The 20,426-nt window shown below is 62.2% G+C and carries 25 protein-coding genes; 11 read left to right on the plus strand and 14 right to left on the minus strand.

Annotated features, from left to right (window positions below; all coding sequences use genetic code 11):
* Positions 1–20 precede the first annotated feature (20 nt).
* From NKI20_RS21620 to purC, 7 genes are all read right to left on the minus strand, one after another.
* On the minus strand, positions 21–662 hold the full coding sequence (locus tag NKI20_RS21620; protein ID WP_352834025.1) for a Pr6Pr family membrane protein: 642 nt from the start codon (positions 660–662) through the stop codon (positions 21–23).
* A 3-nt stretch (positions 663–665) separates the two neighbouring features.
* Positions 666–1,073, minus strand: coding sequence for a hypothetical protein (locus tag NKI20_RS21625; protein WP_352834028.1), 408 nt, complete (start codon positions 1,071–1,073; stop codon positions 666–668).
* Positions 1,070–1,735, minus strand: a complete 666-nt coding sequence (locus NKI20_RS21630; protein ID WP_352602663.1) for a glutathione S-transferase family protein — start codon at positions 1,733–1,735, stop codon at positions 1,070–1,072. Before NKI20_RS21630 ends, NKI20_RS21625 begins: the two co-directional genes overlap by 4 nt.
* A gap of 87 nt (positions 1,736–1,822) precedes the next feature.
* Positions 1,823–2,491 (minus strand): phosphoribosylformylglycinamidine synthase subunit PurQ, encoded by a 669-nt coding sequence (gene purQ, locus NKI20_RS21635; protein ID WP_023759523.1) that lies wholly within the window; start codon positions 2,489–2,491, stop codon positions 1,823–1,825.
* Complete coding sequence (locus NKI20_RS21640) at positions 2,488–2,742, minus strand: hypothetical protein (RefSeq protein ID WP_352602661.1); 255 nt, start codon at positions 2,740–2,742, stop codon at positions 2,488–2,490. Before NKI20_RS21640 ends, purQ begins: the two co-directional genes overlap by 4 nt.
* Positions 2,743–2,760: 18 nt before the next feature.
* On the minus strand, positions 2,761–3,003 hold the full coding sequence (gene purS / locus NKI20_RS21645) for a phosphoribosylformylglycinamidine synthase subunit PurS (RefSeq protein WP_023759521.1): 243 nt from the start codon (positions 3,001–3,003) through the stop codon (positions 2,761–2,763).
* Between the two features lie 44 nt (positions 3,004–3,047).
* Positions 3,048–3,842 carry a phosphoribosylaminoimidazolesuccinocarboxamide synthase gene (purC, locus tag NKI20_RS21650; protein ID WP_023759520.1) on the minus strand — a complete coding sequence of 265 codons (795 nt, stop codon included), beginning with the start codon at positions 3,840–3,842 and terminating at the stop codon, positions 3,048–3,050.
* Positions 3,843–4,117: 275 nt separating this feature from the next.
* On the opposite strand from purC, the gene NKI20_RS21655 reads away from it, so the two are divergent.
* A complete protein-coding gene (locus tag NKI20_RS21655) occupies positions 4,118–4,438 on the plus strand; it encodes a DUF1476 domain-containing protein (protein ID WP_023759518.1) in 321 nt (106 codons plus the stop codon).
* A gap of 170 nt (positions 4,439–4,608) precedes the next feature.
* Positions 4,609–5,382, plus strand: a complete 774-nt coding sequence (locus NKI20_RS21660; protein WP_352834034.1) for an HpcH/HpaI aldolase family protein — start codon at positions 4,609–4,611, stop codon at positions 5,380–5,382.
* Between the two features lie 55 nt (positions 5,383–5,437).
* Here NKI20_RS21660 and NKI20_RS21665 read toward each other — a convergent pair whose 3' ends face one another.
* Together NKI20_RS21665 and NKI20_RS21670 are read right to left on the minus strand one after the other, a co-directional pair.
* The gene (locus NKI20_RS21665) at positions 5,438–6,544 is read right to left on the minus strand and encodes an acyltransferase family protein (RefSeq protein WP_502898145.1); all 1,107 of its coding nucleotides are present in this window, start codon (positions 6,542–6,544) and stop codon (positions 5,438–5,440) included.
* Between the two features lie 242 nt (positions 6,545–6,786).
* Positions 6,787–7,335 (minus strand): RBBP9/YdeN family alpha/beta hydrolase, encoded by a 549-nt coding sequence (locus NKI20_RS21670; RefSeq protein WP_352834040.1) that lies wholly within the window; start codon positions 7,333–7,335, stop codon positions 6,787–6,789.
* 252 nt (positions 7,336–7,587) lie between these two features.
* Here NKI20_RS21670 and NKI20_RS21675 point away from each other — a divergent pair, with 252 nt between their 5' ends.
* Positions 7,588–8,400, plus strand: coding sequence for a VOC family protein (locus NKI20_RS21675; protein WP_352834043.1), 813 nt, complete (start codon positions 7,588–7,590; stop codon positions 8,398–8,400).
* Between the two features lie 55 nt (positions 8,401–8,455).
* On the opposite strand, the gene purB is transcribed toward NKI20_RS21675, so the two are convergent.
* The 3 genes from purB to NKI20_RS21690 are packed head-to-tail and all read right to left on the minus strand — an operon-like array spanning position 8,456 to position 11,069.
* Positions 8,456–9,763, minus strand: coding sequence for an adenylosuccinate lyase (purB, locus tag NKI20_RS21680; RefSeq protein WP_352834046.1), 1,308 nt, complete (start codon positions 9,761–9,763; stop codon positions 8,456–8,458).
* A gap of 59 nt (positions 9,764–9,822) precedes the next feature.
* On the minus strand, positions 9,823–10,287 hold the full coding sequence (locus NKI20_RS21685) for a hypothetical protein (protein ID WP_352834049.1): 465 nt from the start codon (positions 10,285–10,287) through the stop codon (positions 9,823–9,825).
* 56 nt (positions 10,288–10,343) lie between these two features.
* Entirely contained in the window at positions 10,344–11,069 is a 726-nt protein-coding gene (locus tag NKI20_RS21690; protein WP_352834052.1) for a DUF2259 domain-containing protein, read from the minus strand.
* A gap of 135 nt (positions 11,070–11,204) precedes the next feature.
* Here NKI20_RS21690 and NKI20_RS21695 point away from each other — a divergent pair, with 135 nt between their 5' ends.
* Positions 11,205–11,459, plus strand: a complete 255-nt coding sequence (locus tag NKI20_RS21695) for a DUF2171 domain-containing protein (RefSeq protein ID WP_023759509.1) — start codon at positions 11,205–11,207, stop codon at positions 11,457–11,459.
* Between the two features lie 14 nt (positions 11,460–11,473).
* Here the strand turns inward: NKI20_RS21695 and NKI20_RS21700 are convergent, their stop codons facing one another.
* Entirely contained in the window at positions 11,474–12,499 is a 1,026-nt protein-coding gene (locus tag NKI20_RS21700) for a P1 family peptidase (RefSeq protein ID WP_352834056.1), read from the minus strand.
* On the minus strand, positions 12,499–13,572 hold the full coding sequence (locus NKI20_RS21705; RefSeq protein ID WP_352602643.1) for a branched-chain amino acid ABC transporter substrate-binding protein: 1,074 nt from the start codon (positions 13,570–13,572) through the stop codon (positions 12,499–12,501). The genes NKI20_RS21700 and NKI20_RS21705 overlap by 1 nt, the downstream gene beginning before the upstream one ends.
* 181 nt (positions 13,573–13,753) lie before the next feature.
* Between NKI20_RS21705 and NKI20_RS21710 the strand changes: the two genes are divergently transcribed.
* The 7 genes from NKI20_RS21710 to NKI20_RS21740 all read left to right on the plus strand — a co-directional run bounded on the left by NKI20_RS21710 (position 13,754) and on the right by NKI20_RS21740 (position 20,372).
* Complete coding sequence (locus tag NKI20_RS21710; protein ID WP_023759506.1) at positions 13,754–14,281, plus strand: flavin reductase; 528 nt, start codon at positions 13,754–13,756, stop codon at positions 14,279–14,281.
* Positions 14,278–15,207 (plus strand): AAA family ATPase, encoded by a 930-nt coding sequence (locus NKI20_RS21715; protein ID WP_352602640.1) that lies wholly within the window; start codon positions 14,278–14,280, stop codon positions 15,205–15,207. The genes NKI20_RS21710 and NKI20_RS21715 overlap by 4 nt, the downstream gene beginning before the upstream one ends.
* 3 nt (positions 15,208–15,210) lie before the next feature.
* Positions 15,211–16,455 carry a vWA domain-containing protein gene (locus tag NKI20_RS21720; protein WP_352834061.1) on the plus strand — a complete coding sequence of 415 codons (1,245 nt, stop codon included), beginning with the start codon at positions 15,211–15,213 and terminating at the stop codon, positions 16,453–16,455.
* Positions 16,456–16,516: 61 nt separating this feature from the next.
* Positions 16,517–16,855, plus strand: a complete 339-nt coding sequence (locus NKI20_RS21725; RefSeq protein ID WP_352629110.1) for an XdhC family protein — start codon at positions 16,517–16,519, stop codon at positions 16,853–16,855.
* Between the two features lie 6 nt (positions 16,856–16,861).
* Positions 16,862–17,599 (plus strand): XdhC family protein, encoded by a 738-nt coding sequence (locus NKI20_RS21730; protein WP_352834064.1) that lies wholly within the window; start codon positions 16,862–16,864, stop codon positions 17,597–17,599.
* A 66-nt stretch (positions 17,600–17,665) separates the two neighbouring features.
* On the plus strand, positions 17,666–19,276 hold the full coding sequence (locus NKI20_RS21735; protein ID WP_352485710.1) for an NTP transferase domain-containing protein: 1,611 nt from the start codon (positions 17,666–17,668) through the stop codon (positions 19,274–19,276).
* Positions 19,277–19,514: 238 nt separating this feature from the next.
* Positions 19,515–20,372, plus strand: a complete 858-nt coding sequence (locus NKI20_RS21740) for an alpha/beta hydrolase (RefSeq protein WP_352726614.1) — start codon at positions 19,515–19,517, stop codon at positions 20,370–20,372.
* The last annotated feature ends 54 nt before the right edge of the window (positions 20,373–20,426 follow it).

Below are 20,426 nucleotides of genomic sequence, written 5' to 3' on the forward strand. Positions count from 1 at the left end.
AGGTGCCAATGCATGCCGCTTCAGCGGACACTCGATAGCCGGGTGCGCGCAACGCCATGGTCCGCAAGGACGGCGACCACGCACAGCACGATAAAAAGTCCGGTGATGGCGGCCGCCGAGATGGCAACGCTGGCCGGGCCGTTCCTGGCGACGTCCAGGAACGGGTAGGGCACCTCGCCTGCAAACGGCGCCCGCATCAGCGCATAGATCAGATAGGCGACGGGATAGAGCACCCACCAGGAGATGTCGCTCCAGCGCGTCCGACCGTCGGCGCCTGATGTCAGCCACCACAACACGAACAGCACCGGCGTCACATAGTGCAGCAGGACGTCGCAGAGCAGGAACAGTCCCTGCGGCTGCCAGAGCTGTGCCAGCACCGTGGCGTAGATGATGAAGACCAACGTGATCGAAACGGCAACGCCGGCCCGTATGCGCGTCCCGGCGAAGGCCGGCAGCCAAGCATAGCCGGCGGGCGACAGCAGCGACGCGTACACCAGCACCGCACCGATGTTGGTCAGGATGGTGAAGAAGCTAAAAACGAAAACGATGGAGCCGAGCAGGCTGCGGCCCGCTTCCATCGACGCCGGAATGCTGATGCAGAACTGCAGGACGAGCCCGGCCAGACCGATGGCCAGCCCCGTCATCTGCAGGAAGCGGCCCATGGGCTAGGCGGTCGCGGCGCAGGCCGGATTGCCGGCTTGCCAGCGGGCAATGTCCGAACCGATGCGCGCGCCGAGCGGACCGTTCATCAGCGGTCCGAACACGTCGACGCGGCTTGAGTTGCCTTGCGCCTGAACGACCAGCAACGGTTTGCCGCCATAGTGTTTGGCCGGCACCAGCAGGAAACGCGGTGTGCCGCTGAACGAATTCAGTTCATTGGCCATCTGATACTGTTTGAAGGCTGGGTCCTTGCTGGCGATCCAGCATTTATGGGCCGATATCGCCACCTGTTCCATGGCCAGCAGCGCTGCACTCTTGCCCGAGGGCACAGGCGTGCTCTTCGGGGTCGATTGGCAGGATGTGAGAGCGAAAGCCGCCGCGGCAACCAGCGCGATCGTCTGGCTCCTGGTCAAGCGGCACCCATCTCAAGCTCGGACAGAAATATCTTCTGGCCGTCGGTCATCTCGCCCCACACCCGCGACAATGCCGGGTGCTGCGAGGCGATCTGCTCATAGGCGTCGAATTTCGGGTAGGCGTCGAGCAGGTCGCGGCGTCCTGTCATGGCGCGGAAATTGTTGAAGATGAACCGCGTCGGCGTCAGCCAGGCATCGGCGAAACTGATATCGTCACCGAGCGCGAAGGGCCCGTGCGCCATGCGCTCCTCGATCGCTGCCAGCCCGTGGTGCAAGCGGATGAACTGGGCGTCGATCTCGGCACTGTTTCGCTTCGGCATGGAATGAAGCTCGAAAAGCTTCATCATCGGGGTCAGCACATCGAGATCGGTGATGCGGGCGAACATGCGCACCAGCGCGCGGTCCTTGGAATCGGGCGGCAGCAGAGCCGGTTCCGGAAACCGCTCTTCGAGATACTCGGCAATGACCACAGATTCGACGATCGTTTCGCCAGAGCCGGTGATCAGCACCGGAATCCGGTTCATCGGCGAGATGGCGCGAAATCCTTCCGGGATGGGAAAGCCGGGCGGCGGCGCGATGATCTTGAGCGGCACGTCCTTGATGTAGGCCAGCGCCCGCACGATCGACGAGTAGGGCGACAACGGCCGCGAATAGAGTTTCATGACCGTTTTTCTCCCCCATGAACTGGACTTGCCTCGACAAAGAGACAGGAATGTCCGGATGTTTTCAAGACGCTTGCCTCGAAGAGGTCAGGCGGCGATGCCAAGCGCACTTTCGAACAGTCCACGGCCGTCGGTACCGCCATGGGCTGCTTCGATCAGGTTTTCCGGGTGCGGCATCAGGCCGAGCACATTGCCGCGGTCGTTGATGATGCCGGCAATGTCGTTGATCGAGCCGTTGGGGTTGGTGCCGTCCGCATAGCGGAACACCACCTGGCCTTCGCCTTCGAGGCGGGCAAGCGTGTCGGCGTCGGCGAAGTAATTGCCGTCATGATGCGCAACCGGCGTGCGGATGATCTGGCCTGGCTGGTAGCGGCGGGTGAACATGGTGTTGGCGTTGGTGATCTCAAGCTTCACTTGCCGGCAGACGAATTTCAGCGATGTGTTGCGCATCAAGGCGCCCGGCAGCAGGCCGGCCTCGACCAGGATCTGGAAACCGTTGCAAACGCCGATGACTGTCACGCCCGCGGCTGCCTTTTCGGCCACCGCCCGCATGACCGGCATGCGCGCGGCAATCGCCCCGCAGCGCAGATAATCGCCAAAGGAAAAACCGCCGGGAATGGCGATCAGGTCGACATCGGGGATTTCAGTGTCGGTCTGCCAGACAGTGATCGGCGGCTTTCCCGAAATCTTGGTCAGCGCCGCGATCATGTCACGGTCGCGGTTGAGGCCAGGCAGAAGGACGACAGCTGATTTCATTTCGGTTCGAAAGGCCTTTGGTTTTCGGCGAGTTCGCGTAAGTCGAGGCGTCGTTCTATGCGTTCGAGGCGCTCGTCCTGACGGGCGAGAATGCCATAAATGTTATGGATATCGCTTTGCGTCGCCACCATGTGACCCCGCATCACATTCAATTCCCGCTTCGTCTCGGAACCATCCTGACGAAGTTCACCAATTTCATGATGCACGCGCTTAAGAAGCTCGTACATCAGCTCATTCGTGACTTCCGGCATAGTGCCTCCGGCGCAACCTCAGGTAATCGCTACACTATAATTCTCAATCACCGTATTCGCCAGCAGCTTGTCGCACATCGCCTTGAGGTCCGCCTCGGCTTTGGCCTTGTCGCTTTCCGCCAGCTCGACGTCGAACACCTTGCCCTGCCGTACCGCGCCGACGCCGCCAAAACCCAGTCCGGACAGCGCGTGTTCGATCGCCTTGCCTTGCGGGTCGAGCACGCCGTTCTTGAGTGTGACGGTAATGCGGGCCTTGATCACGCTGGACGTGCTCCTGTTCTGACTATCGGGTTGCAAGCCACTATTCAGTGCGGCTTGCCTTTGAGGCCGTCGGTCGAGGCGACAAGCACCGGGCCGGTGGGGCGCGGCGGCTCGTTCTCGTTCATGATGCCGAGGCGGCGGGCAACTTCCTGGTAGGCTTCGACGAGGCCGCCCATGTCGCGGCGGAAGCGGTCCTTGTCGAGCTTGTCATGCGTCGCCACGTCCCACAGGCGGCAGGAATCCGGCGAAATCTCGTCGGCGACAACGATGCGCATCATGTCGCCCTCGAACAGGCGGCCGCATTCGATCTTGAAATCGACGAGCTGGATGCCGACGCCCATGAACAGGCCGGAGAGGAAGTCGTTGACGCGGATGGCCAGCGCCATGACGTCGTCGATCTCCTGCGGGCTCGCCCAGCCGAACGCGGTGATGTGCTCTTCGGATACCATCGGATCGTCGAGCGCGTCGGCCTTGTAATAGAATTCGATGATCGAGCGCGGCAGAACGGTGCCTTCATCGATACCGAGGCGCTTGGACAGCGAACCGGCGGCGACGTTGCGCACGACCACCTCGAGCGGAATGATCTCGACTTCCTTGATCAGCTGCTCGCGCATGTTGAGCCGGCGGATGAAATGGGTCGGGATGCCCATGCGGTTGAGGTGGTTGAAAATGTGCTCCGAAATACGGTTGTTGAGCACGCCCTTGCCGTCGACGACTTCATGCTTCTTCTTGTTGAACGCGGTGGCGTCGTCCTTGAAGAACTGGATGAGCGTACCCGGCTCGGGTCCCTCATAGAGGATCTTGGCCTTGCCTTCATAAATGCGGCGGCGATTTTTCATCTGATTTTTTCTCTGGGGTTCCGGACAGCGGCAATTGGCCATTTCCTGTCCGTCTGCCTGAAATAGTGCGGCTTACGGTAGGGTTCAATGCCGGGTCTATCCCAATCACATCGTTTGCTCAATCGGCAAATCCTTCCAATCAACCGCTTTCGGGACCGAAATGCCGCAGCGCAGCATGCGACGAAGCGTATTGACCGGCCCGCGACCTTTTGGTTTGTGCTTTGGCAACACACATATCCACCGCCAACGAATCGAATTTGACCCGGAGGGACGCCATGAGCAGCATGAAAGACCGCGAAGAGGGCTTCGAGCGCAAATTTGCTTTCGACGAGGAGCTTCGGTTCAAGGCCTCGGCGCGCCGCAACAAGGCGCTCGGCCTGTGGGCCGCCGAAAAGCTTGGAAAGTCCGGCACCGACGCCGACGCTTATGCCAGGGAAGTGGTCGTTTCCGACATCGAGGAAGCCGGCGATCACGACGTGTTCCGCAAGATCCGAAAGGATTTCGATGCCGCCGGCGTAGATCAGTCGGACCATCAGATCCGCCGCACCATGGACGAGTTGATGGCGCAGGCGATCGAAGAGATCAAGAACACCTGATCCGGCCGAAGCAGGTTCCGCAAAAGTGGCCAACGGCTTTGCGACAGAAAACCTGCGACAGACCAAAGAATGACTGGACCAATCGACCGCCCGGCCTATCCGGGCGGTTTTTCTTTGCCTTTGCCGCGGTTTCCGGCTGAAACTGCTGTCGTTAACAAGGAAGCGATTAGATGTCCCTGAAGTCCCGTCTTGCAGCCGATGAAACGCTGTTCACCGCATGGTCCGGCGTGCCGGATGCCCTGACCGTCGAAATCGTCGCCAAGCAGGGCTTTGATGCCGTCACGCTCGACATGCAGCATGGCGGCCATCACGAGGATAGCGTGCTGCGTGGGCTGGTGCCGGTGCTCGCTGCCGGAAAGCCGGCGCTGGTGCGCATTCCGGTCGGACGTTTCGACATGGCGAGCCGTGCGCTCGATTTTGGCGCCGAGGCGGTCATTGCGCCGATGGTGAATTCGGTGGCTGACGCCAAACTGTTCGCCGCCGCCATGAAATACCCGCCGGTCGGCGAGCGTTCCTGGGGCCCGACCTACGCCTTTCCACGCCACGGCAAGGGCGACCAGGCCGAATGGCTGCGCGACACCAACCGGCGCGTGCTGGCCTTCGCCATGGTCGAAACGCGCGCCGCCCTCGATGCGCTCGATGGCATTCTCGACACGCCTGGCATCGACGGCATCTTCCTCGGCCCATCGGATTTCTCGATCGCCTGGAGCAATGGCGCCACGGTCGATTCCACACTGGAAAGCATGATGGAGACAGTGGCGTCGGTCGCCGAGCGCACCCGCAAGGCCGGCAAATATGCGGCGATCTATGTTGTCGACCCGACAATTGCCGGTCGTGTCGTATCGATGGGCTACCGGCTGCTGGCCATGGGATCGGAACACGCGCTGATCGGACTCGGTGCAAAAGCCCTGATCAACAGCGTCAGGGATTCGATCGGGTCCTGAACCCGAACGGACCAATTGTCGCTACAAGCCCAATTGTCGCTGCAGCATCGTGTCGTCAGGCCCGCGCTGCCGCGGTCATCGCCGCGGCCGGTGTGCTGCGTCTGAATTTGTTGAACAGGACGCCGAGTGCACGGACCCACCAATTGTTGAAGGCCATCAGCGGCAATGCCGCGAGGATCGAACCCAGTATGGCGGCGGCGGCGCCGAGCGCGGCGGAGCCGCTGGCCAGCAGGACCCATGACCCGAGCGAGCAGATGACGGGTACATGCACGAGATAGAGTGGGAAGGACAGATCGCCCAGGAAACGTGCTGCCTTGCCCGAAGACCATGATGGCGGCTCATCCCTACTCAGCACGGCATAGACCAACATGATGCTGGCCGGAATGGCCACGCAGGATTGCCGCAGGCCTACATCATCGGACACCATAGCCTCAAGCAGTGCAAAGGGCCGATATATGCCTACCGGATCCCCCGCATAACCCAGCAGCGTCAGGGAAATCATCGCCATGGCGCCTCTCACCCAGGGATTCGGACGAAATCCCATGGCGAGAAGCGGATAGAGCAGGAGGCTGGCCGGAAAGGCACAAAAGAAGTAGCTGACTTGTACCGCCAGGAATGCGCCTGTCGCTATGCAAAACCAGGATACCAGCGTCCCGCGGCCATGGAAGAAAAAGACGATCGGGGCGAGCGCGAAGGTCAGCATGCTGCCCCAGAACTCGACCGTCATGGTCCACAGGCTGCTGTCATAATATTTGTCGCCGTAAATGAACGACCGCCAGGCCCCTTGCAGGAACGCATCGGAGAAACTCGCTGTCTCCCGCGACAGCACCTTTGGAGCATTGCCGAATCTGCCGAGCCACTCAGATTGGGTGACCGCCGCCGCATCCTCGAAGAAATACAGGTCGAGCTTGAAGAGGACACAGGACAAGAGAACCACGACAAGCACGGGTCCAGCCAGACGAGGCAAACGTCTTATGGCACCCAGCCACAGGTCTTGCGCCTCGCGGGTCTGAAAATAACGCTTCACAAGCACATAGGAAGAGAGCACGAAAAACAAGTAGACGGCGGAGCCGCCATTGAAGGCGATGAAAGCCGGACTTGTCTTGAGCGATTGCGCCGCCTTGTCTCCCTCTCCTATCGCCAACGGCGCAAAAGCACGCAAACAGTGCCCATTCAGAACAATGAGTGCCGCGACACCTCTCAACAATTCGAGTGAAGCATCCTTGTGCAAGTAGGGCCTTTTTTCTTGGAAAATTGCCCGTTTAGCGCACGAGAATAATCTTCCAGGTGAACAGCGTGTGCCGTCACCGAAGATCTTACCCCGATGTGCATTAAATTATTGTTCACACAAGCACAGCCGGGCCAATCCGGGCGGGTCCGTGCGGAAGCTTTGACAGCGACGTATTACAGGTCCGTCAGGAATTTGGCGAAGGTCATCGACCCTTCGGGCCAGGGACCAAAGCCCGAATCCGCGTTGAGATGACCGGTCTCGCCGGCATCGACGAACAGCGAGCCCCAGGCTCCGGCAATATCCTCGGCCACATCGAAGGCGCAGAACGGATCGTTGCGGCTGGCGATCACGATGGACGGAAAGGGCAGCGGCTCGCGCGGGTAGGGGCCGAAGGTCATCAGGTGCCTCGGCCTGATCTCGGGATTGGCGACATCGGGCGGCGCCACGAAGAAGGCCCCGGCAACCGGCTTGCGGAACTGCGGGATGGCTTGCACGGCCGTGGCCACGCCGAGTGAGTGCGCGATCAGTACGACCGGCCTCTCGGCTTCGTTGACCGCCTTGGCTACGCTGGTTGTCCAGTCGTCGCGCACCGGCTTCGACCACTCGGCCTGCTCGACCCTGCGCGCCGTCGACAGCTTCGATTGCCAGCGGCTCTGCCAATGGTCGGGCCCGGAATTGGTGTAGCCCGGCACGATGAGAATATCTGCTTCCTTGACCTTCATGGCGCCTGAAATAGCGAGCCAAGTCGCTTCGTGCAACGGGTCATGAACAGGGCTCTTGATCACAATAGTGAACAGGATGTTCGCTTCTTCGCGTCTTGTGTGAACGATACCGATGGAGGAAAGGTGGCCAGGAAAAGAAACAGCCGTGTGCGGAAGCCCTCACTTTTGGAACTGACACGACGTATGATGATTGGCGGTGCGGGGCTTCTTGCCTTGGGAGCTTCACCGCAGGCCGGTCGATCGGAGCATTTGATGAGTGAACTGCCCTTTGCCGCCACCACGCCGGTCAGCGTTGCCCGCGTTGGGTTGAAAGCGCGCGATGCCGAAAGTCTTGCCGCATATTACCGCAGCGTCGTCGGTCTGCAGGAATTGAGCCGTGCCGACGGTGCGATTACGTTGGGCGCCGCCAACCGTCCCTTGCTGGTCATCGAGGCCGATGCTTCTGCCAAGCCGGATGATCCGCGCAGCGCCGGCCTGTTCCACACGGCCTTCCTGCTGCCCAGCCGCGCCGATCTCGGCCGCTGGATCAACCACGCCATCGCCGACAAGATCGCTATCGAGGGTGCCTCCGACCATCTGGTCAGCGAAGCGCTGTATCTGACCGATCCCGAAGGCAACGGCATCGAGATCTATGCCGACCGCCGTCCGCAGGACTGGAAGTGGAATGGCGACAAGATTGCCATGGCGACAGAGCGATTGAACATTCCGTCGGTCGTTGCCGAAGTGCCGACGGGTGACGCCGGCTGGCAGGGAGCGCCGGAAAACAGCATTATCGGCCATGTCCACCTGCGGGTCGGCCGACCGGAAGACGCCGAGGCCTGGTGGAACCAGGAGTTCGGCTTCGACACGGTGGCCAAATATGGCGGCCAGGCGGTGTTCCTGTCGTCCGGCGGCTACCACCACCACATCGGCGCCAACGCCTGGCGGAGTTCGGGCGCCGGTCGCCGCGATCCAAGCAGGTCCGGTCTGGCTTGGGTCGAAATGCGTTCAGACAATGTGACCAGCCCGATTACCCGCGAAGATCCTTGGGGCACGGTGATCAGGACTGTTCCCGGCAAAGCCTGATTGCTATTTTGGCGAGAGCGTCTTTCTCCCGTATCGTGCGGGTAGAAAGCGCGTCTCAGGCTTCTCCGAACACCCGCTTGAAGATCGTGTCGACATGCTTGGTGTGATAGCCGAGGTCGAATTTCTCGCGGATTTCAGCTTCCGGCAGCGCTGCGGTCACTTCCTTGTCGGCGAGCAGTTCCTCAAGAAAATCAGCGCCTTGCTCCCACACTTTCATGGCGTTGCGTTGCACCAGCCGGTAGGAGTCTTCTCGCGACAGGCCGGCCTGCGTCAGTGCCAGCATGACGCGCTGCGAATGCACGAGACCGCGGAACTTGTTCATGTTCTTCAGCATGTTGTCGGGATAGACCAGCAGCTTGTCGACGACGCTGGTCAGCCGTGACAGCGCGAAATCGAGCGTCACCGTGGCGTCCGGCCCGATCATGCGCTCGACGGAGGAGTGCGAGATGTCGCGCTCGTGCCAGAGCGCCACATTCTCCATCGCCGGCAGCGCCATCGACCGGACCATGCGGGCAAGACCAGTGAGATTTTCGGTCAGCACCGGGTTGCGCTTGTGCGGCATTGCCGACGAGCCCTTCTGGCCCGGCGAAAAATACTCTTCCGCCTCCAGCACTTCGGTGCGCTGCAGATGCCGGATCTCGATCGACAGCCGTTCGATCGACGAGGCAATGACGCCGAGCGTGGCGAAGAACATGGCGTGGCGGTCGCGCGGGATCACTTGCGTCGAGACCGGCTCGGGCTTCAGGCCGAGCTTTGCCGCCACATGTTCCTCGACATAGGGGTCGATGTTGGCGAAGGTGCCGACCGCGCCCGAAATCGCGCAGGTGGCAATGTCTTCGCGCGCATGCACCAGGCGCTCGCGGCAGCGCGAGAATTCGGCATAGGCCTGCGCCAGCTTGACGCCAAAGGTGGTCGGCTCGGCATGGATGCCGTGGCTGCGGCCGATGGTGACGGTGTCCTTGTGCTCGAACGCACGGCGCTTGAGCGCTGCGAGCAGGCCATCGATGTCGGCGAGCAGGATGTCGCTGGCGCGGGTAAGCTGCACGGCAAAGCAGGTGTCGAGCACGTCCGACGAGGTCATTCCCTGGTGGATGAAACGGGCGTCCGGCCCGACGAATTCGGCAAGATGGGTCAGGAAGGCGATGACGTCGTGCTTGGTGACGCGCTCGATCTCGTCGATCGCCTCGACATCGAATTTTGCAGCACTGCCCTTTTCCCAGATGGTTTTGGCCGCTTCCCTGGGGATGACGCCGAGTTCGGCCAGCGCATCGCACGCATAGGCTTCGATTTCGAACCAGATGCGAAACCGGGTTTCGGGCGACCAGATGGCGACCATTTCCGGCCGGGAATAGCGAGGGATCATCGGTCAGTCCTGACGTATCGAGAGGTTTGCCCGCGTCCTAACAGAGGCGAGCAAAATGCTCAACGCTGCTGGCGCGCAAACCAGACGCTCGCGGCAAACAAGGCCACGAAACCAAGCGGAAAATAAAGCCGGATGCCCAGCACCACGAACTGGTAGAGCGCAATCAAGGTCGTGAAGACGAACTGGAGGGCCCAGGTGTGGGTGAAGGCAGGTGCATGCCACTCGGCATAGTAGGAGCGGTACTGCAGGGCAAACAACCCAGAGGTCAGGCCGACCGTTGCTGCGGCAAGGCACACGAAGGCTGCTGCGAAGGCGACTTCCCAGCGCCTGCCCTGCGAGACCAGCTTCGCGGCAAACAGGCCGATCGGAAAGGCCAGCGCAGCTCCCACAGCAAACAGGAGGGTGACAATGCGGATTTTCGCCGGGGTCTCCCAGTTGTCCAAGAACAAGTTGACGAGCGCGCTGGCACCCATCGTCACCGCCCACAACAAGGCGCCGAAAAACGCGATGCGAAGTTCCGGCATCGCGTGGCGAAGGCGATTCAGGGCGCGATTGCGCCTGGCAGTTTGAACAGGGGATGTCACAGGCGGCCGGTCACCGCGATCCAGCGAAAGTCCGGCCCCTCGAAGCCGTATTGGCGCACCGCGATCAGCACCGCATAGGCGCTGAGACTGTCCATTGAAAAGGTTTGCACGGCGCCAATGCGATAGCCGTTCGGGCAGCCCCGGCTTTTCGGTACCGCCTTGTCCTCGTGCAGCAGCTTGGTGGTGCCACCATCCTGTGCCTCGATACGCAGCAAGCGAAAACCGTTGATCTCGCCCTGGCTCTGGCAGCCTTCGGTGTTGTTCATGCCCAGCTCATCGAGGCGGAACTCGAGCGGCTGATCGACCGGGGAGAAGATCGGGCGCGGGTTGACCGCTATCCGGTGCGGATCGGCCGAAAGCTCGGTCACCGGGTTGAAACCAGCTGTTATGCCGCGGTTGGCGCTCAGTTCCGCCTCACCGACAATGGCTTCGCCCTTTTGCCGGGCCTGAAGGCGCACTGCTTCCAGTTTGGCGTTCTCGTCCTCGAGCCGTACCCGGATCGGCGTGCCCTTGAGAAAGCTGTCGGTGCTGGTGTCGATATAATAGCGGTTGGCATAGGGAAAGCCCGATCCGTCCTGCACGCCATATTCCTCGAAAGCGAAGACACTGCCGTCCTTGGTGAAGCCCAGGATTTCAAGTTGGGCAACGTCGCCGGCACGGGCAGCCATCGATGTCACAAACTGTCCAAGCAGGGCAACGGCAAACAGAAAGAGCATTCGCATCGGTTCTTCACCCCTCGGCCGTGATCGCCTCCATCCACTACCACGACGGAATCAAAACGTCGCGCAGTGCCAAAGCCCGATGCATCCAATCGGCCCGTCATTTGTTATCGTCGGCAGTCCCAATGGAGAACCACCATGACCGACACCAGCAAAATTCGTGAGCATATGGAAGTCGTCGGCGCCGATGGCGTGCATGTCGGCACCGTCGACAAGGTCGATGGTCAGCGCATCAAGCTGATTAAGGCCGATAGCGGCAAGGGCGCTCACAAGGGCCATCACCATTATGTTCCCGTGAGCCTCATTGCCGAGGTCGACGGCAACAAGGTGTGGCTGTCCGCGAATTCCGATGTCGCGGTGACCTTCGAGGAAGAAAAATCCGATCGGGTATGATCGAGGGCCTCTGTTTATCTCAGGCGCGATGACCAGACCGGAAACAGATCGTTTTCGGCCGGCGTCGCGGCAAACACGCCGCGGCTGATGGCGCGCGCCATTGTGGCGCCGGCTGCGGCATAGAGGTCGATTGCCGCGTCGGCCGTGAGTTCGATGCCACTCGTGCCAGTTGCCAGCGCGAATACCAGGTCGCCATCGGCCGGCGTGTGCGTCGGCCAGATGGCGCGCACGAAGCCGTCATGCGCCGAGATTGCCAGGCGCTTTGCGGCAGCCTTGGTGAGAACCGCGTCGGTGGCGATGATAGCGATGGTGGTGTTGCCGCCGGTCTCCATCTGTCTACCCATGTGCTTGTCGCGGTATTTCAGCAGGATCCGCTTCGCGTCGTCCGGCATCGGCGAGGGATAACCAAGGCCGCCGAATTCGTCGCCGATTTCGAACGGTGCTGCCCAGAAATGGCGAGTTCGGCTGATGGTTGCCGAGCCGGTCGGATTGACGGCGGCCAGCGCACCGATGGTGATGCCGTTGTCCAGCAGCGTCGAAGCCGAGCCGAGGCCGCCCTTCAGCCCCGAAGTCAGCGCACCGGTGCCGGCGCCAATGGTGCCGAGCTCGAAATCGGCAGCGGCGTTTTGCGCTGCTTCATAGCCAAGCTCGCGGTAGGGTGGATAAAGGCCCCAATCCTTGTCGCCGCCATTGCGCAGGTCGAACAGGATCGCCGACGGCACGATCGGCACGCGAAAGCCTCCGACCTCCAGGCCGATGCCGCATTCGCGCAGCGCCGCCTGCACGCCGGATGCAGCGTCGAGGCCGAAAGCCGAACCGCCCGAAAGCACTACGGCGTGCACCACATCGACCGAATTGTGCGGTTCGAGCAGGTCGGTCTCACGGGTGCCCGGCGCACCGCCCAGGATCTGAACGCCGGCCACCGTCGGTTCGTCGCAGAGCACGGTCGTCACGCCGGATTTCAGCTTGGCATCGGACGCATTGCCGACGCGCAGTCCGGCAACGTCGGTGATCAGGTTGCGCGGGCCGGTGCGAAACATCAGTTGCTTTCCAAAGGCGCAAAGCGCGTGCCGTCGAACCGGAAAACGCGGTAGGGGCTCTGGCTGAGGTCGCCTTTTGCGTCAAATCGGATCTGCCCGATCGCAGTGGTGAAATCCTGTCCGGTCAGGGCCTCGGTCAGTGGCTTGCCCGAGCCCTCGGACAAGGTTGACGCCGTTTTGGCGATCTCGATCGCCGCGTAGGCGGGCAGCGTATAACCGTCGGGCACGACCTTCTGCGTGGCAAAGGCCGACAATAATTTGGGGTCGGCGACATCGGCCCATTCCGGCGGTGCGATCATCAATGTTCCCACGGCATAGGGTACGTCGCCGGTCGGTGTGCGGAGGTTCTCCCCGCCGGCAAAGACGATGCCGGCCTGGAGCTGTGCGGCATCGCGGCCCATGATGGCTATGTCGTCGCCGTCGCCGCCGGCAAACACATGCGTGGCGCCGGCCTTCTTCAGCCGGCCGATCATGCCAATCTGATTGTCGAGCTGCGGCCGGAACGTGTCGACGAATACCGGTTTCAGCGCTGCCTGCTCGGCGGCCGCCCGCAACGTCTCGGCGATTTCGCGGCCATAGATGGTGCCGTCGTCGATGACGGCGAACAACTCGCCTTGCCACAGATGAGTGAGGGTGGAGGCGACGGCGTTGCGCTCATCGTCGCCGCGTGGCCCGAGGCGAAAGACCGGCCAGCCTGTCTTGGCGCGGCGGTCGGTCAGGCTTTCGGTTCGCACGCCAACGGTAATGACTGGAATGTTGGCATCCCTGAGGATCGGCATCGCCGCCTCGATCGCCTCGGTGCAAAGGAATCCGACCACGACATTGACCTTGGCTGCGACGAATTCCCTGGCCGCGGCAGCGCCTCCGTCCGCAGTGCAGGCGTCATCCACGATCTTGAGTTCTATGCCGTTCGCTAGGGCCGCCTGACCAGTGCCGGCCTCGATCTGCTTGCCGAGAATGGCCGATGGTCCAGAGAGAGGCGCTGAGACGCCGACCACCAGCGTCTGGGCATTCGCATCACTGGCCAGAAACAGCCAGAACAGCGCCGCTATCGTTCTTGTCCTGGGTCGCATTCTAGCGATGAGGTCCTCTGTGCCGGTCTTATGCTGCTGGCACCTATTTATCGCCAAGACCTAAAGCCTGCCCGACCTTGGTGCAACACGCGAATTTCGGGATATGGCTCAAGCACTTCGCTTGTGGCAGGCTATGTATGGCCATATATGTCGGTAGGATCCTGACCATGGAAAATATACGGTGCTGAAGAAGAACGAAATTGGGCCGCAGGCCTACCGCGACGCCATGAGCCATTTTGCCGGCCACGTCCATGTTGTCACCACCGATGGGCCGGCCGGCAAGCGCGGTGCGACGGTGATTGCGGCCTGTTCGGTCTCCGACACCCCGCCGACCATTCTGGTCTGTCTCAACCGCGAAAATCCCAAGAATGAGCCGTTCGTGAAAAACGGCAAATTTGCTTTGAACACCCTGGCCTCGCACCAGGAGCCGCTGTCGATCGGGTTTTCCGGCATCACCGGCCTGCCGGTCGAGGAGCGCTTCGCGCTTGGCGAATGGGACGTGATCTCCACCGGCGCGCCAACTCTGAAGGGTGCGCTCGCCGTGTTCGACTGCGAATTGATCGACACCAAGGACCTGGCCACGCATCGTGTGCTTTTTGGCAAGGTGACAGGCCTTCGGATGGGCGATAATTTGCGGCCGCTGATCTACCACGCCCGCGGCTACCACGTTCTGGAAAGCGGAGCGCCGGCTTTCACGGAGAAAGAATGACCGAGCTGAAACCGCGCGCCGCGCCGCGGACGATCGACGAGACGCTCGATCTCCTGACCGGCGCGGATTATGTGGCGGATCGGTCGCTGGCGACCGTGCTGTTCCTGTCGTTGCGCATGAAGCGGCCGCTGTTCCTCGAGGGCGAGGCCGGCGTCGGCAAGACCGAAATCGCCAAGGTGTTGGCGCAGGCGCTCGGCCGTCGGCTGATCCGCCTGCAGTGCTATGAAGGCCTCGACGTCTCGTCCGCCGTCTATGAGTGGAACTACGCCGCGCAGATGATCGAGATCCGCATGGAGGAGGCGGTCGGCAAGGTCGAGCGCTCCGCCATGGAGCGCAACGTCTTTTCCGAAAAATATCTTATCCGCCGCCCGGTGCTCGATGCGCTGACCGGCAAGGCGGGGGCTGCTCCGGTCTTCCTGATCGACGAGCTCGATCGCACCGACGAGGCGTTCGAAGCCTTCCTGCTCGAAATCCTGTCGGACTTCCAGGTCACGGTGCCTGAACTCGGCACCATCAAGGCGGACGAGCCGCCGATCGTGATCATCACGACCAACCGCACCCGCGAGATCCACGATGCGCTGAAGCGGCGCTGCCTCTATCACTGGGTCGACTACCCCAATGCCGAGCGCGAGCTGGAAATCGTGCGCCGCAAGGTACCGCAGGCAAATCAACGGCTTTCGGCCGAAGTGGTCTCCTTCATCCAGAAGCTGCGCCAGATCGAGCTGTTCAAGGTGCCGGGTGTCGCCGAAACCATCGACTGGGCCGGCGCGCTGACCGAGCTCGACAAGGTGGCGCTCGATCCGGAAACCGTATCCGACACGATCGGCGTGCTGTTGAAATACCAGGACGACATTGCCCGCATCGAACAGGGCGAAGGCCGGCGCATCCTCAACGAGGTGAAGGCCGAGCTTTCGGCGGCGGAGTAAGCGATGCCGATCCAGGAGCCGAAACAAGCGAAGGCCGACGGGCGGATCGCCGACAATATCGTTTATTTCGCCCGCACTCTGCGCAAGGCCGGCATGCGGGTCGGGCCCGCCTCGGTCAAGGATGCCATCGAGGCGGTTCTCGTCGCTGGCATCGGCTCGCGTGACGATTTCTACTGGACGCTGCACGCCGTGCTGGTGTCCAGGCATGAGGATCACGCCATTTTCGACGAAGCCTTCCGGCTGTTCTGGAAATCGCGTGAACTGATCGAAAAGATGCTGGCGATGTTTTCGCCGGTGGCGCCTGACAACAGGGAAAAGCAGAAGCCCCGCGCAGCCGAGAACCGCGTCAGCCAGGCGATGTTCGAAGGCCACCAGAAGAGCCAGCCAGCCCAGGAAATCCCTGAGATCGAGGTCGACGCCCGGTTCACTTTTTCCGGCAACGAGGTGCTGCGAGGCAAGGATTTTGCCCAGATGAACGCGACCGAGATGGCCGACGCAAAGAAGGCGATCGCGCAGCTGCGGCTGCCTTTCGACATGGTGCGAACGCGGCGCTTCAAAGCCGACGCGCAGGGTCGCCGCGTCGATCCGCGCGCCATGATGCGTTCAGCCGCGCGCACCGGCGGCGAACTGATCCTGCCGAAATTCCGCTCAGCTCGCGAAGTTCATCCGCCGCTGGTTGTGCTGGCCGACATTTCCGGCTCGATGAGCCAGTACACGCGCATCTTCCTGCATTTCCTGCATGCGCTGACGGAAAAACGCCGGCGCGTGCACACGTTCGTTTTCGGCACCCGGCTGACCAACCTGACCCGTCAGATGCGCCATCGCGACCCCGATGCCGCCCTTGCCGATTGTTCGACTGCGGTCAGGGACTGGTCGGGCGGCACCCGCATTGGCGACACGCTGGCCGAGTTCAACCTGATATGGTCGCGCCGCGTGCTGGGGCAGGGTGCGGTCGTGCTTTTGATCACCGACGGGCTGGAGCGCGACGATGTCGCCGGCCTGTCGGAGGAAATAGAGCGCCTGCACAAATCCTGCCGGCGGCTGATCTGGCTGAACCCGTTGCTGCGTTTCGACGGCTTCCAGGCGCGCGCCCGCGGCGTCAAGGCGATGCTGCCGCATGTCGACGAGTTCCGCTCGGTGCACAATCTCGATGCGCTGGCCGATCTCTGCGCGTCGCTGGACAAGAAGTCGGCACAATCCGTTGATCCGCGCCGATGGATGCACGCTGGCGCGAGGCATGCCGCATAACCATATCTTTCTCATCCGAAAAACAGATCCTCGAGAAAAACAGACTTCTGGAGAAACGGTCATGGAAAACAGCATTTATCTGGATGAGGCCCGCGACCCCTTGATCATCGCGGAAGGCTGGATGAAGGACGGCAAGGACGTGGCCATCGCAACAGTGGTCGAGACCTGGGGTTCCGCGCCCCGACCTGCAGGCAGCCATCTGGTCATCGACGCCGACGGCAATTTCCACGGTTCTGTCTCGGGCGGCTGTGTCGAAGGCGCTGTTGTCACCGAGGCGATCGACGTCATCGACAGCGGCAAGGCAAAAATGCTGGAGTTCGGTGTTGCCGACGAAACCGCCTGGCAGGTCGGCCTGTCCTGTGGCGGCCGTATCAAGGTCTATGTGGAAAGACTGGGCTGATCTCGGATGGATCCCTATGCGCTGAAAACGCTCAACGCCGAACGCCGCGCTCGCCGCGCAGCGATCCTGGTCACCGATCTCGGTGACGGCCGCGACCGGATCGTGCGCGAAGGCGATCAGGTCGCAGGCGATCTCGGCGCCGCGATCGCCAGGGCGTTTCGCACAGGCAATTCCGGTTCGGTCGAGGCCGAAGGACGAACCTTCTTTCTCAATGCACATCTGCCACAGCCGCGTCTCCTGGTGATCGGCGCGGTTCACATCAGCCAGGCGCTGGCGCCGATGGCGAAAATCGCCGGTTACCCCGTGGAGATCATCGACCCCCGCACCGCTTTCGCCACGCCGGACCGCTTTCCCGACGTGGCGCTCCATGCCGAATGGCCGGAGGATGTTCTGAAGCGCCAGCCGCTCGACAGCTACAGCGCACTTGCCGCCGTCACCCATGACCCGAAGATCGATGATTTCGCGCTGAAGGCGGCGCTGGATGCGAACTGCTTCTATGTCGGAGCGCTCGGCAGCAGGAAGACGCATGCCAAGCGTGTCGAACGCCTGCTGGCGCTCGGCGCAACCGCCGATCAGATCGCTCGTATTCACGCGCCGATCGGGCTCGATATTGGTGCTGCCAGTCCGGCTGAGATCGCGGTTGCGGTGCTGGCGCAAGCGATCCACGCCTTTCGCTCGCGTGGTCTCGATGCCTCCGCATCGGCCCCAAAATCGAAATCGATTTTGGAAAAGCACGATGCGTAGATTCAAAATAGCAGAGCGTCCTTTGCGCGTCCAAAAGGACGCGCGGCGCTCTACGGGCGCGGCGGCGTGAAATTCGGGCCTATCCCGATCGAGGCGGCTGAAGGCGCGGTGCTGGCGCATGCCACCACCGCTGGTGAACGGCGCTTCCGCAAGGCGCACAGGCTGAGCGCCGAAGACGTGGCGCTGTTGCGGGCCGCCGGTATTTCTGAGGTCGTTGCGGCTGTGCTGGCTGCCGACGACCTCAGCGAGGATGCCGCCGCGCAGGCGATCTCCGAGGGTATGGCCTTTCGCGGCATCGAGGTCAGGTCGGCCGCGACCGGGCGGGTCAATCTCCATGCCAACGCGTCGGGTATCTTCACGGTCGATGCCGCGATGGTTGACGCCCTCAATGCCATCGATCCGGCCATCACCATCGCCACGCTGGCGCAGCATGCGCCGGTCGAGAAAGGCCAGATGGTCGCGACGGTGAAGATCATTCCCTTCGCGGTCAGTTCGGCCCTGGTCGATGCTGCGACAAAAATCTGCGCCGGTGGCGAGATCTTTGTCGTCAATGCCTACCAGCCGGTGCGTGTCGGCGTCATCCAGACGGTTCTGCCGGGCATCAAGCCAAGTGTGCTGGACAAGACGCTGCGCGTTACCGAAGCGCGGCTGGCGCGCACGGGCGGCAGGCTGACGGCGGAGCATCGTACGCCGCATGAGATCGCACCGGTGGCGGAAGCCACGGCCTCGCTGGCGCGAGACAACGACATGGTGGTGATCTTCGGCGCCTCGGCGATGAGCGATTTCGCCGACGTGGTTCCGGCGGCCATCGAGAGGGCAGGTGGGACTGTCATCCGCGCGGGCATGCCGGTCGATCCCGGCAATCTGCTGGTGCTCGGCACGCTCGACGGCAAGCGCGTCATCGGCGCGCCCGGTTGCGCCCGCAGTCCCAAGGAGAACGGCTTCGACTGGGTTCTGGATCGGTTGATCGCCGGCCTTGACGTGACTGCCAAGGATATTGCCGGCATGGGGGTCGGCGGGCTGCTGATGGAGATCCCGACACGCCCGCAGCCGCGCGAACCGCTGCCGGCGAAAAGCCAGCTCAAGGTCGGCATCGTGCTGCTGGCGGCTGGTCGGTCGAGCCGCATGGGCGGACCCAACAAGCTGCTGGCGTTGTTCGACGGCAAGCCGCTGGTGCAACGCACCGCCGAGCGGGCGCTCGGCTCGAAGGCTTCCGGCACGATTGTCGTCACCGGCCATCAGCGCGAGCGGGTGCGCGCCGCTCTGGCGGGCCTCGACGTGACCTTCGCCGACAATCCCGATTTTGCCGAGGGCCTGTCCACCTCGCTGAAGGCCGGCATTGCCTATCTGCCCGAGAGCTCCGCCGGTGTGATGATCGTTCTCGGCGACATGCCGGGAGTCGCGTCCGACGATCTCGACAGGTTGATCGACGCCTTCCGCAAGGCCGGCGGCAATTCGGTGGTTCGCGCTACACATAATGGCAAGCGCGGCAACCCGGTGCTTTTGCCGCGTTCGCTGTTTCCGGCGATCGCCCATCTGGAAGGCGACACCGGCGCACGCCATCTGGTCGAGACCGAAGGGCTCGATGTCATCGATGTCGAGATCGGTGCGGCGGCGTCTGTCGATGTCGACACCCGCGAGGCGCTGGAAAGCGCCGGCGGCGTGCTGCAGGATTGACAAACCCGAGCCGAATTACGCATGCCAGGGGATGACTTCATCTTCCATGTTGGCGCTTTTACCCCCCTCTGGCCTGCCGGCCATCTCCCCCTCAAGGGGGGAGATCGGCAGTTTCGCCGATGGTGCTCGATCTGCAACTTTGGAGATTGGCGAAAGCCGAAGGCGCATCCAATCTCCCCCCTTGAGGGGGAGATGGCCGGCAGGCCAGAGGGGGGCGTGCCGCGCGTTCCTCACAGCAATGCTTTTCTTGGTTTCTTCAGCCACCCACGCCAATGCGCTCGAACTAAAACCCTTCAAGGACGATCTCTTCGCCTATCCGGCCACGCTGTCGTCCGACACCAATGGTGCTTACACCGTCATCGACTATCGCGAGATGCGCGACATCAACCAGCGTGACCAGGTGCCGGAGCGCCGGGTGAACGCCCAATACACCGACACCGGCGTTCGCAAGGTGCAGCAGGACCTGCTCTTGAAGACCGATGCCGGCGATGTCAGGCATATTGCCGTCGGCAAGACCGAGGGCGCCGGCATCATCGTGCTTTATCTGCACGGGCAGGGCGGCAGCCGCAAGCAAGGCGTCGACGACTTCACCTTCGGCGGCAATTTCAACCGACTCAAGAACCTGATGGCCGGCAATGGCGGCCTCTACCTCAGCCCGGATTTTTCCGATTTCGGTGACACCGGCGCCGCGCAGGTGGCGGCCCTGATCAATCACTATGCCGAACAATCACCGGGCGCAAAGATCTTCGTCGCCTGTGGCTCGATGGGCGGTGCCCTGTGTTGGAAGCTCGCCGCCCGCAATGATGCCGGCCGGCGCATCAACGGGCTGCTGCTGCTCGGCTCGCTATGGGACGAGAGTTTCCTGGCAAGCCCCGCCTTCAAGCGTCACGTCCCGGTCTTCTTCGGCCAGGGCAGCCATGACGTGGTTTTCCCGATCGAAAAGCAGGAAGCATTTTTCCGCTCGATCATCGCCAGATCGAAAGCCTATCCGTATCCGACCCGCTTCGTCCGTTTCGAGACCGGCACCCATGGCACCCCGATCCGCATGACCGACTGGCGCGGCACGCTCAACTGGATGCTGTCGAAGGCGCCTTGATGCATATCGGCCAAAGTGCAGTGGGTTTGGCGATCATGGCTCGGCCGATATCCT

The organism is Mesorhizobium sp. M0830 (assembly GCF_040319965.1).
Lineage (GTDB): Bacteria > Pseudomonadota > Alphaproteobacteria > Rhizobiales > Rhizobiaceae > Mesorhizobium.

Coding starts and splice junctions, on each gene's coding strand:
- NKI20_RS21685 (WP_352834049.1), bottom strand. CDS start 10,287: ATGCCGGAACTTCGCATCGCGTTTTTCGGCGCCTTGTTGTGGGCGGTG.
- NKI20_RS21670 (WP_352834040.1), bottom strand. CDS start 7,335: ATGAAGGTCAAGGAAGCAGATATTCTCATCGTGCCGGGCTACACCAAT.
- NKI20_RS21690 (WP_352834052.1), bottom strand. CDS start 11,069: ATGCGAATGCTCTTTCTGTTTGCCGTTGCCCTGCTTGGACAGTTTGTG.
- NKI20_RS21620 (WP_352834025.1), bottom strand. CDS start 662: ATGGGCCGCTTCCTGCAGATGACGGGGCTGGCCATCGGTCTGGCCGGG.
- NKI20_RS21640 (WP_352602661.1), bottom strand. CDS start 2,742: ATGCCGGAAGTCACGAATGAGCTGATGTACGAGCTTCTTAAGCGCGTG.
- purC (WP_023759520.1), bottom strand. CDS start 3,842: ATGAAAAATCGCCGCCGCATTTATGAAGGCAAGGCCAAGATCCTCTAT.
- NKI20_RS21660 (WP_352834034.1), top strand. CDS start 4,609: ATGTCCCTGAAGTCCCGTCTTGCAGCCGATGAAACGCTGTTCACCGCA.
- NKI20_RS21730 (WP_352834064.1), top strand. CDS start 16,862: ATGGATCCCTATGCGCTGAAAACGCTCAACGCCGAACGCCGCGCTCGC.
- NKI20_RS21725 (WP_352629110.1), top strand. CDS start 16,517: ATGGAAAACAGCATTTATCTGGATGAGGCCCGCGACCCCTTGATCATC.
- NKI20_RS21720 (WP_352834061.1), top strand. CDS start 15,211: ATGCCGATCCAGGAGCCGAAACAAGCGAAGGCCGACGGGCGGATCGCC.
- NKI20_RS21715 (WP_352602640.1), top strand. CDS start 14,278: ATGACCGAGCTGAAACCGCGCGCCGCGCCGCGGACGATCGACGAGACG.
- NKI20_RS21695 (WP_023759509.1), top strand. CDS start 11,205: ATGACCGACACCAGCAAAATTCGTGAGCATATGGAAGTCGTCGGCGCC.
- NKI20_RS21705 (WP_352602643.1), bottom strand. CDS start 13,572: ATGCGACCCAGGACAAGAACGATAGCGGCGCTGTTCTGGCTGTTTCTG.
- purB (WP_352834046.1), bottom strand. CDS start 9,763: ATGATCCCTCGCTATTCCCGGCCGGAAATGGTCGCCATCTGGTCGCCC.
- NKI20_RS21630 (WP_352602663.1), bottom strand. CDS start 1,735: ATGAAACTCTATTCGCGGCCGTTGTCGCCCTACTCGTCGATCGTGCGG.
- NKI20_RS21700 (WP_352834056.1), bottom strand. CDS start 12,499: ATGTTTCGCACCGGCCCGCGCAACCTGATCACCGACGTTGCCGGACTG.
- NKI20_RS21675 (WP_352834043.1), top strand. CDS start 7,588: ATGAGTGAACTGCCCTTTGCCGCCACCACGCCGGTCAGCGTTGCCCGC.
- NKI20_RS21655 (WP_023759518.1), top strand. CDS start 4,118: ATGAGCAGCATGAAAGACCGCGAAGAGGGCTTCGAGCGCAAATTTGCT.
- purQ (WP_023759523.1), bottom strand. CDS start 2,491: ATGAAATCAGCTGTCGTCCTTCTGCCTGGCCTCAACCGCGACCGTGAC.
- NKI20_RS21740 (WP_352726614.1), top strand. CDS start 19,515: ATGCTTTTCTTGGTTTCTTCAGCCACCCACGCCAATGCGCTCGAACTA.